Origin of the sequence: Bdellovibrio sp. NC01, from assembly GCF_006874625.1 — a bacterium.
Lineage (GTDB): Bacteria > Bdellovibrionota > Bdellovibrionia > Bdellovibrionales > Bdellovibrionaceae > Bdellovibrio.
This window is the reverse complement of the sequence record NZ_CP030034.1, coordinates 188,502-200,441: the sequence shown is the minus strand read 5'-3', so window position 1 is coordinate 200,441 and position 11,940 is coordinate 188,502. Positions and strand designations below refer to the sequence as shown.

Below are 11,940 nucleotides of genomic sequence, written 5' to 3'. Positions count from 1 at the left end.
GTTATCGAACAAAAATACAAGTTACCAAAAGTCCAGATTTACGGACCTACATGCCCTTATAGCGTAGGCCCTTCGCATCAAGAATCTTCTTGAGCGCCTCACGCTTATCCCCTTGTATCTCAATCATGCCATGCTTTTCGCCCAATTGGAATGACCCACCGACGCCACATTTCGCTTTCAGTTCTTTCGAGAGATCCTTCAAATAGGCTTCGTTACGGGGAAATCCGTCGAGCACCGTGACAGTTTTGCCACCACGGCCGTTCTTCTCTAGACGGAAAACAATTGTGAATTTCGCTCCTTGAACAGATTCCTCTGGCTTGCAGCGGCATTCTGCTTTGAGCTCTTTGCAGTCAGCACAGACAACATTGTCTTTTGGGTCTGTGCTGTAAACGAGACGAGTATTTTTCATGTACCTGAACTTTCAGTATTCGCTGGATTAGGCGTTGGGCCTTCACCCAACTTGTGTTGGGTATATTCTTTTCCATCGAATCTGAAAAGCTGCGGGCTATCATCCATCACTGTCGCGATGTTCACAGGACGCTTCCAAAGCTTATAAACGTTCTTCAACGTCTCGCTCATGAAGTCAGGCTGCATATCGATGCCTTCGTGCAAGTGAGTCAGCAAAAGCTCCCCACGGTTTTCGAAGTTCGCATCTTCAATGCGAATGATCGGCTGCCCAAAGTTCGTCATATGGAAAAGCAACTGTGCTTTAATCGCTTTGAAGTTCGTCGTGTCGACTTCGAACTTTTGCGTTTTCTTATTAAATTTATAAACGAAGAGTTTGTTATTCACACAGAACTCTTCTGTTAAGAATTGGTCAATGAAAGTCACGTCGTTGCACACTTTGCGCACTTCAAAGATCTTATCCCGACCCAAATTCAATTTTTTATCCCAGTGTTTACGTTCGCGAACGTCATCACACTCTTCCCACTCGCGACCGAATTGACCTTTATTCCAGCGCTCTTCGATATTGCGGAACAACTCAATTCCCACTTTATAGGGATTGTAACCATTTGGTGCCATCGCCATCGTGCCGGCGTGATGATCCGCGAAGTCGATGATTTCCGAGTCATTCAAAATTTTTGAAGTCATCAATTTCGAATGCCAGTACGAAGCCCAACCTTCATTCATCGTTTTCGTCATACCTTGCGGCGAGAAATAATAAGCTTCATCACGAATGATCGTCAGCACATCCACTTGCCAGTCCGCTAATGGAGCGTGATGGATCAAGAATTTCAAAACGTCTTTTTCAGGCTCCGCTGGGAAACGCGCGGCTTTCTGTTGCGCTTCTTCTTCTGCGCGTTTCTTTTGTTCGGCAACGAAAGATGGCGGATTGATATAGTCGCGCATGTAATCGCGATCTACACGAAGAAGATAATTGTTTTCTTGTGGAGGAGTTTGCGACTTAGTCACAGATTTTTCCACATACGGAGAATAACGATCGATCAGATTTTCAATACTCAAACATGTATCAATGAAGTTTTCGACAACTTCGATACCATAGCGATCCATATAACGACGAATGCGAGTCGCATGATTCGCCATCTGGTCCATCATTTTTCTATTTGTTTTAGAAAACCAGATATTGTTCTTAAAGAAATCGCAGTGACCGTAAACGTGCGCCATGACCAGCTTCTGGTCCATCATGGCATTACCTTCCATCAAATACGCGTAACAAGGATCGGTGTTGATCACCATCTCGTAAATTTTTGAAAGGCCGTATTCATAGCTCTTAGAAAGATGTTCGTACTCCATCCCGAATTTCCAGTGGGGATAACGAACCGGGAAACCGCCGTAAGCAGCAAATTGATTGATTTGATCGTAAGAGATCAATTCAAAAATAGTTTCGAAGCAGTCAAGACCCGCGTCTTTCGCAATCTGACAGATTCTTTTGCGTTCTGCTTCTAATTCCGGAGTTAAATTTGCCATGACTCACGTCCTTTAGTAGAAAAGGCCCTAGCGGCCTTTTCCTAAGAAGTCTTTGATAGAATCAAGGATCTTGTCGCGGTTTTCGATCTGACTCAGAGTAATCCTCTCGTCTTCGCCGAATTCCTTTTGCAAGTCCTTCAGGAACTGACCACTGCCGTATTTACTTTCGACTTGGCCATATCCAAACACGTTGCAGTTCGGAAGGAAGAACTCCTGCAACATCTTAACACATAGACGCGTATCTTCGCCGCTCCAGTTATCGCCATCAGAAAAATGGAATGGATAAATGTTCCACTCATTCGTTGGATAATCCGTTTGGATGATCTCTTGGCAAAGTTTGTAAGCAGAACTGATCAGCGTACCGCCTGACTCGCTCGTTCTAAAGAACGTATCTTCATCAACTTCCTTTGCTGCCGCATCGTGAATGATGAAACGAGTTTCCAGGCCCTTATAATGTTTTTTCAACCAGGTATTAATCCAGAAAGATTCCAAACGAACGATTTCTTTTTGTTCGTCACCCATCGATCCAGACACGTCCATCATATAGATCACAACAGCTTGAGTTTGTGGCTTTGTGACTTTCTTGAAGGACTTATATTTCATGTCGCGTTTGATCGGCAATACGACTGGATTTTCGGGATTGTAACTTCCCGCAGACATATTTCTTTTCAACGCTTGTTTGTATGAAGATTTAAAATGGCGCAAACCTTCGGGACCCACTGGTGCTAATCCAGTGAATTTCGTTTTCACGGCCTCAATATTTTTTGAGCCCTTAGGTTGAATGCGTGGAAGTTCTAGTTTTTCACCTAGAATATCCGCAAGTTCTTCCATCGACAGTTCCACTTCAAGCATGTGTTCGCCTGGAGCTTCACCGGCTTGACCTTGTCCGCCTTCGCCTGGATCACCAACATCTTGACCGGGCTGACCTTCACCTTGGCCAACCCCGCCTGATTGTTTCGGACCATAACGGAAATTTGGAATATCAATACGTGGAAGTGGAATTTTAACGAACTCGTCCTCGCGCTTCCCAATCATTTCGCCTTGGGAAACGTACTTGCGAAGGTCTTCTTTAACCTTGCCTTTGACGATGTCTTTAAATCGGCTTTGATCTTCCCGAATTGACATTATTTACTCTTTACATCCCCACGAGCGAAGATACTAGCTACGTAATGAAGTACGTCCGTCGCAGATATCTCATCGTAACCGAAGTCTTTGATGAGACGGGTTTTAACTACGTCGATCTTTTCTTGAGTATCCTTGTCAGCAACGTTGCTCACAAGAGTCGTCAACTTGATGCTGTCTTTTTGATCTTCAAAAAGTTTCAGCTCAATCGCCTTATGCAGGCGTTCGTTCATTTTATAGTTAAACTTCTTACCTTCCAAAGCCAGAGCACCGATGTAATTCATGATCTCGCGACGGAAATCGTCTTTACGAGATTCAGGAATTTCGATCTTTTCTTCGATCGAACGCATCAAACGCTCATCTGGTTCCTCATCGTTTCCTGTGAACTGATTTCTTACGCGTTCTTTTTGCGTGTATGCTTTCACATTGTCGATGTAGTTACCGCAAAGTCTTTGCATCGCGCTTTCGTCAGCACTGATGGCTCTTTGCACTTCGGCTTTAATAATCTCTTCGTATTCCTGCATAACCACGCCCAGAAGTTCGCGGTATTCAGCTTTTACTTCTTCATCAGAAATCAGCGAGTGACTCTTCAGACCCGATTCCAACTCTTTAAAGACCATGAACGGATTCACAGAGCCTTTGTTAGATTGTTGAGCTGCCACAAGTGCATTCGACAATTTGTCTTGGATATAACGAGCAGAAATACCTTCAAGACCTTCACGTTGAGTTTCTTTACGAAGCTCACGCACGTTGTCTTCAGTATAGTTCGGCAAAGTTTTACCATTATATAGTTTTAGCTTTTGCAAACGAGTGAGATTTGCTTTCTTCGGTTTTTCCAAACGCGTAAGAATCGCCCACATTGCCGCCATTTCAACTGTGTGAGGCGCGATAGAAATACCGCGAACTTTTTGCGAGTTGAAATCACGCTTATAGATATTCACTTCATCTCTCCAACGAGTGATGTAAGGAATGTCGATTTTCACAGTACGGTCACGAAGGGCTTCCATGAATTCGTTGTCTTGAAGACGACGGTACTCAGGCTCATTCGTGTGACCGATGATCACTTCATCGATATGAGTTTGCGCGAATTTTTTTGGTTTCACGCGATGCTCTTGTGATGCACCCAAAAGGTCATACAAGAACGCCACGTCCAACTTCAACACCTCGACGAATTCAATCAAACCGCGATTCGCGATATTGAATTCACCGTCGAAATTGAAAGCGCGTGGATCTGAATCGGAACCGTATTCAGCGATCTTGCGATAATTGATGTCACCAGTAAGCTCTGTCGAGTCTTGGTTCTTTTCGTCTTTCGGTTGGAAAGTACCAATACCCACACGGTCAGCTTCAGACAAGAACAAGCGTTTTACACGAACGTGTTTAAACACTCTCATCAAATCGCCGTCATATTTTTCCATTAAGGCTTTAAAGATGTAACGCGATGGCGGACTCAGCTCACCATCAACATTCACGCGGTATGTCCCCTCTTGGCCTTTGTTCAATTGCTCAAACACCGAAGCACGCAAATCATCTGGAATCAGAAGTAGCGGCTCTTCATTCATTGGCGTCGGGAAAACTTTCACACCTTTACCAAGTAGACCATCAAGCTCTAACTTTTCATCCACCCATTCAAACGTATACAGTGCACCCGTATCAGAGTAAGAGTAGCGCTCAAGACCTTTTTTCAACATACGGCAGATCGTAGACTTCGCACTTCCCACTGGGCCATGCAGAAGAATCACACGTTTCTCTGTACCGTAACCAAGAGCTGCGGCTTTCAAGACATTCACAAGTTTCATCAACTGAACATCAAGTCCGAAGACAGCGTCTTTACCGTTATTGAATTTGTCGTCGAAGAATTTATAACGAACGACTTCTTTTTTGAAATCGATATAAACTTCAGTGCCTTCCTCAACGATCATGTCAAACATGCGTTGGTAGGCGTTTCTAGTGACTTTGGGATTTGCTTTGACGATGTCGAGATACTCGTCGAAGGTGCCGCTCCAGTGCGCCTTTGCAGTTGCGCTGGAATTTTGCCAGTTTGCGACTAACGAATGAAGGTCGAACTTAGAGGCCATATTATCTCCCCGGTGGTGATGGGTGACACACCTACTACGTTAGATTATGCCCCAATCCTAGACGGTTAACGAGATAATTAATTTATTTGTATTGCTTTAAACCCTTCAGGTTGTTTCAGAGTAAATGTCTCATTCTTAAACTGGACCTCTGTCTGGGGAGCTTTAAACAACCACTGCATCTCGAATTGCGGAGCAGTAATTACAACTTTCTTCTGACCTTGCTCTCGATCTTTCCATTCGATGTTAATTTGTCGTTGAGGATTCTCACATCTTAATAGAACACCAGATGCTGCATAACACTTCCAACCAACGCCACGCATGGGTTCATCAAATGCGATATACGCCAAATTCATAGGATGCAGAGGTAAACCAATCATACGCGCCACTGCAGACTCTGAACTCTTTCCATAATAAAATTTCTTTTCGGGATAGATGGCATAAGAGATTTCTTGGGGAGACATAACTAAACTTGCTACCTGAAATCCGAGTAAAGCCGTGATCTCAAATCGGGCTCTTTGGTCTTTGATAGCCATGATGTCTATATTAACTGACTGAGTTTTCTGCTCTTTTAGATTGCGAATCAACGCTTTGGTTTCCCACTGCGCCTTTTCGTACGTTCCTTCTTGCACGGGCTTCGTCGCACACGCACTTAAAGTCAGGACACCAACAACTGCCGTAAAAAAGAGATTGAACCTGTTCATCATTCCCTTAGCATAGATGAAATGAATCCAGTTAAACAAGCATTGATGTTATTTAAAGCGAATTGGAAAGAAAGTCTTTATCTTGGCGCCGCAGCCACTGTTTATATTTTCTTTTCGCAATTCATTCCTTTTGTTGGCGCACTTCTTATTTCGTTTGGCTTATTGATTTTTCAAGAGCTGACAAACGTGCGCCTTAAAACCGGCAAATGGAAAATGGACCTGACACATTTTCAACACGACTGGATTTCTTTAATAATTACAGCAGTGATTTTGATGCCGACAGGAATTTTATTAGGTTCTGCGTTTGGTTTATTGCAAGATCCACAAGATCACTGGCGCAGTCTACCAACTTCGCTTGCGTTGTTTATCCTTGGCATCTATTTCTTCATGATCTTGTCCCACGGATTCAACGTGCAACAAGAATCGCAACAAGGTATTGCACGCGCATTAGACGTTTCGGCACTAGCATCAGTGAAAAACATGAAGCTGTACGTGGTCGCAAGTTTTTATTTAAGCGTGGGATTAATGATCGGTGGATTATTACGAGGAGTCGGCTTCGTGCTGGTACTCCCCGTGATGTTCTATACGACTTATTACGTGTTCTCTGAAATGAAAACACGCAATGCTTTTACGAGAAAAGCCCCTTAAAGAAACTTCCGATTTTCGAAAAGAAATTACTGAAGAAACCGCCACCTTGTGATGACGTCGGCAAACTTGAAACCGGTGCCGAAGCAATCGGTTGTGACGACGCTGCAAGTGCTGCCGCTTTACGTTTGCCATCTAAAATATCACGAGGTGATGCAGACACGACTGAGTCAGATCCGCAGGCCTTTTGAATTTGTTGGAACTGATTCTGCATTCGGCTGTGGATCGCAGAGAAACTTCCGTCTTTGCCATCACAAACGCCGCTTGTATCGCCTTCTACGCAATATGATTTAGTCAACTTGCGGTAAGAGTCTTCTAGCATCGTTGTATTTTGACGGACCAATTCACTTTCCACCAAATTATCAGTGTCTTTATCAACAGTTTTGCTCATCGCGATCATGTTCAAACAGCTTTTCTCATGATCTTCGTAGTTCTTTCTTTCCATTTCCAAGTACTGACACTTTTGCGAAACGGTCGCAGAAGACTTCGAGCAGTTATTATCATCCAAAAGATCTTTGACTGCATCAAGCTTACTGTCTTTACATTCATTGCGTTTTTTACGATCTGAAGCGATCGATTCATTCGCAGCTTGGGTTGCCTTTTCAGCACCCGTTGCCAATGCCACCATATCATTCAACAGAATTGAACGCGCATTGTGCATTTGTAGTTCTACGTTGGCCCATTGTTGGTACATACGATCGAAGCTAGCACACAGGTCTGCTTGAGAACGCGGTTGTTCCTGTTGCAGAATAGGTTCCATCTGTTTTAGCAACTCAACTTGCTGGCTCATCTCACGCATTGCAGACGCACATTGCATACGTTGGCGATAGTCAGAAGTTTTATCCATTTGATCTTTCATCTTACGAATATCACTTTCCAACAATAGACGACGGTCTTCTAACTCGTTCGCTACTTGCAATGGATCGCGACCTTTAAGTTCCGCAAGAACTGCCAAACGAAGTTGGACGTTCTTATCAATCTCTGCCACGCGCGCAGAAAGTTTTTCCAGATCGTCCCAAGCTTTTTGACCACGCGACGTAATACGCTCGCGCATCGCTGGGTCCATCTGACCCGTCACTTCATAAAAAATCTTTTTAACGAGAGTCGCAGCACCGTCAGTAGCGAATTGCACTAACATCGAACCCAACGTGTAACCAAAACCACTGGCAAGACCGATTTTAAAGAACGTCTTAGGATCTTGGAAACCTTGAAGAGTTTTGTTGATGTCAGATACTGATGTTTTCATCGTATCCGTCGTGCTAGCGATCTGTTGTTGAATGCGTGAACCTTCAGCCGTCAAACGATCCACGGAACTTGAAGCCGTGTTGATGGAGCTTGCGATGTTATTGCCTGCGCCCGCCAAATTATTACCCGCACCGGCAACGTTATTAATAGAGCCCGTAACACTACTGACCTGACCACCCAAGCTTGTCAAAGAGCCTTGGATACCAGACAGTGCACTTGAATCAACGTTAACGTTCACATTCGGAAGATTGCCATTCAGGCTGCTTGTCAAATCCGCCAATGAAAAACCATCGGCGGCATAAGCCGGGCTTACGAAAAATTCAAACACACGCGCCCACGTGCTATTTGTTTCCAAGGCTGCAACCGACTGCGTGCCTTCAACTTGCTTACGTTGCAGAAGTTCTGCTTCGTAATACATTGGCAACATGTAAGCGATACGGATGCTTGCAATGGAATACTTAAAATCAGTTTTATTTTTCGAAACGAAAAGTTTCAACAGACGCGCTTCATTCGGTACTGGCGCTTCATAAGCGATGTACGAACCACGATCATCTTTTTTCCACTCTTTAATCCCCATCAGTTTAGCAAGATGTCCTGCTAAATCTTTTGGAATACCTTTGCCCGTCTTAGATTTGATGTGACCTGAAGTCATCATCGCAACAGGAATGATATTGCCACGCAAATTAATGAAGCGCTGGCTTCCTTGCGTTGTGACCTCGACACCATCTTCAGAGATTGTGTAATTATTCGATGAGGCCCAATGTTTTTCGATAGTCGATAAAGCTTTAGGGCTTGCTGATTTAGCAAACCCTACAGAAGATCCAAGTAAAATTAAAATCCCGAGTACGTACGATCTCATCACTTATCCTTTATTTACTTGAGTGTTCAGCCGCCAGCGGCGCCTCCACTGAAGCAGGAAGTCTAGGAGAACTTAGTTCCTGTTTCTCGATTGCTGTAATCTTGTTGCGAATTTCTTGAACTTTCGATTTGTCCGTTTCAAGGTCCGCAGCTTTGCGATACATTTTTTTAGCTTTTTCGATCATTGATTGCTTGTAGTAAGCATCACCCAAATGTTCTGCGATAACACTCACAGTCCCTTGGTATTTATAAGCGGCTTCAAGGAACTTAATTGATTCATTGAATTTCGCCTGTTTGTACAAGATCCAACCCAAAGTATCCAAAACATAACCATCTTGTGGTTCTAGCTCTAGAGCACGACGCGCTAGCTTTTCAGCATCAGGAAGATTTTGGTTCATCTCGGCCCATGTGAAAGCCAAGTAGTTCAAACCTTGAACGTGATTTGGATCTAGTTCCAAAACTTTTTTCATTTCGTTCACAACAACGTCTTTTTTACCAAGACGGTCATTGATCGTACCGAAATAGAATCTTAATTGTGCATTGTCTGGGAATTTCGCCAAACCTTGCTCAAGAACTTTTGCGGCACCTTTGAAATCATTTTTTTCATCAAGCAATGAAGCGTACATCGCATAGATCTGTGGTTGGTCATTTCTTTCAGCCAAACCTTTAGAGATCACTTCAACCGCTTCATCCAACTTGTTCATACCTTTTAATAGATAGGCCGCATGAACCGTTGCTTCACCAAAGAATGTGCTTGTTGCGGGAATCTTTTTAAATTCACGAACAGCTTTATCACCTTGGTGAGTTTCTTCGTAAACTGCACCCAAGTAGAAGCGAACTTTATCAGACTCTGGAGCTTCCTTAAGGATTTGCTCTAGCTTCTCTGTCGCTTGCGGATATTTCTTTTGCTCAATCAAGATCAAAGCCATTTTCATACGAACGTTCAATGGTTCGTCTGAAGACTGCTCCATCACTTCCAATTGATCGTAAGCAAGTTCGTACTTACCTTGTTCAATGAAAGTTTGTGCTAACACTTCTGCGATTTTCGGAGAAGGCGTGTTTTCTTTTTGATAGTTGCGATACAAAGTGATCGCTTTCGATTCATTTTTTTGCTTCATGTAAAGCGCACCCAAAGACAACACTGCATCTGGGAATTCCGCTTTCAAAGATAAAGCCTTTTTGAAAGACTCTTCTGCAGCCTTTTGGTATTTCGCCTCTGGCTGCTCCATGCGCACGCGACCGATGTAGTAATGTGCCAGGTACGGAGTTGCATAATCAGAATTTTTCGCCAAAGTTTCGAAGTACTTCACCGCTTTGTCTGGTTGTTTCTGTTCAGAATACAACGCACCAATGTACAACGGAGCTTCGGTGTTCGATGGATTCATTTTCAGCACCAAGTTGTACTGATCCATCGCTTTTGGATACATCTTCATCGAAGAATACAAACCGCCAAGCAACAAGTGCGCATCAACGTTCTTTGGATCTTTCTTCGCAGCTTCTTCAGCTTGCATCAAAGACTCAGAGATCATGCCTTGCTTCAAGTACTCACCAGCTAAACGCATGTTCACCGTTGGTGAGTTCTGGTCGTAAATCAAAACCATCTTGAAAGCTTCGATAGCTTTTTGCTGATTGCCTTCCAAGCTGTAGGCTTCACCCATTGAGAAATAATAGTCAGCTTGCGTGCGCATGTAGACTGGATCTAATGTCGCTTCGCCATCTTTATTTGAAATCGGTGGAGGAGTTAACGACGCAGGAGCTCTGTTCTTATCATCGAAGGAAGCTTCGAAGTAAGGCGCTTTGTCGTTATCATTCGTCGTGAAAGTCGCGCAGGCCGTAAGAGAAAGAAGGATGGGTGCCAATAACGCGGTCCTAGTGAATGGAAGCATGGAATCTCCTTAGTCACTAGGCTGATCGGCGCTTTTTGAGATTATCTTGATGAGAGAAAAGGACTCAGGACCTCATCCGGACTGCGGTCTAGAAGATGGAGCGTCTAATTTTGATTCATGCTCAACACGACGCCGATATCATCGCCGCCATAGACTGGTTGCGCTGTGATTTTCTTAGCCTCGTTATCTAAATCAGGAGTTTCAGTTTTCTGATTTGGCCCACCTGACCAAACAAGGATGCGCATCGGTTTTGATTTTTCCGCGGAAAGAATGCGGTAGTGATAAGGCTGACCCCACGGATCCGTGCCCATAGTTCCTGTTGTGCGTAGGTTTTCTAGCGGGTTTTCACCGGCCACAGACGCGGGAGCACGGCCGTTTGTGTTAGAAGACAGGGCTGAAGTTTTTGCCGCCTCGCGGTAAATTTGCACGACCTGGTAACCAACGACCTCAGCCTTCTGCAGTGCTGCATCGACTTGCTGATCCTGATATTGGCGATTCCAAGGAGCAGCAATGATCGCTGCTGAAAAGCCAACCAGTCCCAACAAAGTCAGAACACCAGATGACTTAAACTCTTGTTTTTGCTCATTATTCATTAAATTTAATCCCGCAAGGTAGATTGCCTTACTTACCTTTCGGCAGGATTTTTAATGTACTTTAGACAAAGGTCTGAAAATCTTTGAAAAACAAACCAAGGTTTGTACGGCAGTGCATTCTCAAAGCTGGAAAAACTGACGCCTAGAGTCTTTTCTTTTGATTTGAGGACCGCTTGACAAGGGGTGGCGCCGGGGATAGGTTGCGCCCATCGACAGGGGGCGTGCTGAATACTTTAGCACATAATCTGTTGGAACTTTTGGGAAAATTTCAAATTGGGAGGCACTTTTGATCAACCAAAACGAAACAATGACATCTAAGCCAAACTCTAAAGTAAAAATCATCAAGCGCTATCAAAACCGCAAATTGTACGACACTCAGCAAAGCTGCTACGTGACTCTTGATGACATCGCTAAGATGATCCGCACAAACGAAGAAGTAATGGTTATCGATAATAAATCTAAAAACGATATCACTGCTGCTACTTTGACACAGATCATCTTCGAAGCAGAAAAGAAAGCATCTCAATACGCTCCTCTTTTCACACTTCGTGAGATCATCCAAAACGGTAACGGAAGCATCTCTGGTTACTTGGCTAAGTTGGGCGCGTTCCCTCAGGATTACATGACTAAACAACAAGTAAACACAGTTGTTGAAAATGCTTCTACTGACAGCGTGAAACAAAACTTGGAAAACCGCGTTGCTACTGCTGCAACTCGCTACAACACAGACACTACTGCTAAAGTAGCTGCTGAAAAAGCGACTGTTCTTCCTGGTTTGCAACAAGACGAAGAAACTCCAAATCTTCCGGGTTCTTCTCTTGGCTTGAACAACTAATTTACGAAAGTAGATTAGCAAGCATGAAAAGGCTCTGCATTAGCAGGG

General features: G+C 43.9%; 10 protein-coding genes. 2 read left to right on the top strand and 8 right to left on the bottom strand.

Features of this window, described 5'->3' with window-relative positions; genetic code table 11:
* Positions 1-46: 46 nt before the first annotated feature.
* The 5 genes from DOE51_RS01020 to DOE51_RS01000 form a co-directional block, all read right to left on the bottom strand.
* Complete coding sequence (locus DOE51_RS01020) at positions 47-409, bottom strand: translation initiation factor (RefSeq protein ID WP_142694750.1); 363 nt, start codon at positions 407-409, stop codon at positions 47-49.
* Positions 406-1,929 carry a SpoVR family protein gene (locus tag DOE51_RS01015; RefSeq protein ID WP_142694749.1) on the bottom strand — a complete coding sequence of 508 codons (1,524 nt, stop codon included), beginning with the start codon at positions 1,927-1,929 and terminating at the stop codon, positions 406-408. Before DOE51_RS01015 ends, DOE51_RS01020 begins: the two co-directional genes overlap by 4 nt.
* A 27-nt stretch (positions 1,930-1,956) precedes the next feature.
* Entirely contained in the window at positions 1,957-3,054 is a 1,098-nt protein-coding gene (locus tag DOE51_RS01010) for a DUF444 family protein (protein WP_142694748.1), read from the bottom strand.
* A complete protein-coding gene (locus DOE51_RS01005) occupies positions 3,054-5,129 on the bottom strand; it encodes a PrkA family serine protein kinase (RefSeq protein ID WP_142694747.1) in 2,076 nt (691 codons plus the stop codon). Before DOE51_RS01005 ends, DOE51_RS01010 begins: the two co-directional genes overlap by 1 nt.
* A gap of 77 nt (positions 5,130-5,206) precedes the next feature.
* Positions 5,207-5,869 carry a hypothetical protein gene (locus DOE51_RS01000; RefSeq protein WP_246845221.1) on the bottom strand — a complete coding sequence of 221 codons (663 nt, stop codon included), beginning with the start codon at positions 5,867-5,869 and terminating at the stop codon, positions 5,207-5,209.
* On the opposite strand from DOE51_RS01000, the gene DOE51_RS00995 reads away from it, so the two are divergent.
* Positions 5,852-6,478 (top strand): hypothetical protein, encoded by a 627-nt coding sequence (locus DOE51_RS00995; RefSeq protein ID WP_142694746.1) that lies wholly within the window; start codon positions 5,852-5,854, stop codon positions 6,476-6,478. The two genes, DOE51_RS01000 and DOE51_RS00995, sit on opposite strands and share 18 nt — an antisense overlap.
* On the opposite strand, the gene DOE51_RS00990 is transcribed toward DOE51_RS00995, so the two are convergent.
* The 3 genes from DOE51_RS00990 to DOE51_RS00980 form a co-directional block, all read right to left on the bottom strand.
* Positions 6,459-8,579, bottom strand: coding sequence for a hypothetical protein (locus tag DOE51_RS00990; protein WP_142694745.1), 2,121 nt, complete (start codon positions 8,577-8,579; stop codon positions 6,459-6,461). The genes DOE51_RS00995 and DOE51_RS00990 overlap by 20 nt on opposite strands.
* Before the next feature lie 10 nt (positions 8,580-8,589).
* Positions 8,590-10,464 (bottom strand): tetratricopeptide repeat protein, encoded by a 1,875-nt coding sequence (locus DOE51_RS00985; protein ID WP_142694744.1) that lies wholly within the window; start codon positions 10,462-10,464, stop codon positions 8,590-8,592.
* Positions 10,465-10,568: 104 nt separating this feature from the next.
* A complete protein-coding gene (locus tag DOE51_RS00980) occupies positions 10,569-11,057 on the bottom strand; it encodes a hypothetical protein (RefSeq protein WP_142694743.1) in 489 nt (162 codons plus the stop codon).
* 286 nt (positions 11,058-11,343) lie between these two features.
* On the opposite strand from DOE51_RS00980, the gene DOE51_RS00975 reads away from it, so the two are divergent.
* Positions 11,344-11,892: a polyhydroxyalkanoate synthesis regulator DNA-binding domain-containing protein gene (locus tag DOE51_RS00975; protein WP_142694742.1), complete on the top strand. Its 549-nt coding sequence runs from the start codon at positions 11,344-11,346 to the stop codon at positions 11,890-11,892.
* Positions 11,893-11,940 lie beyond the last annotated feature (48 nt).

Bases quoted from the DNA above. Each gene is read 5' to 3' on its own strand.
- DOE51_RS01020 (WP_142694750.1), bottom strand. From the start codon at position 409: ATGAAAAATACTCGTCTCGTTTACAGCACAGACCCAAAAGACAATGTT.
- DOE51_RS01015 (WP_142694749.1), bottom strand. From the start codon at position 1,929: ATGGCAAATTTAACTCCGGAATTAGAAGCAGAACGCAAAAGAATCTGT.
- DOE51_RS01010 (WP_142694748.1), bottom strand. From the start codon at position 3,054: ATGTCAATTCGGGAAGATCAAAGCCGATTTAAAGACATCGTCAAAGGC.
- DOE51_RS01005 (WP_142694747.1), bottom strand. From the start codon at position 5,129: ATGGCCTCTAAGTTCGACCTTCATTCGTTAGTCGCAAACTGGCAAAAT.
- DOE51_RS00995 (WP_142694746.1), top strand. From the start codon at position 5,852: ATGAATCCAGTTAAACAAGCATTGATGTTATTTAAAGCGAATTGGAAA.
- DOE51_RS00990 (WP_142694745.1), bottom strand. From the start codon at position 8,579: ATGAGATCGTACGTACTCGGGATTTTAATTTTACTTGGATCTTCTGTA.
- DOE51_RS00985 (WP_142694744.1), bottom strand. From the start codon at position 10,464: ATGCTTCCATTCACTAGGACCGCGTTATTGGCACCCATCCTTCTTTCT.
- DOE51_RS00980 (WP_142694743.1), bottom strand. From the start codon at position 11,057: ATGAATAATGAGCAAAAACAAGAGTTTAAGTCATCTGGTGTTCTGACT.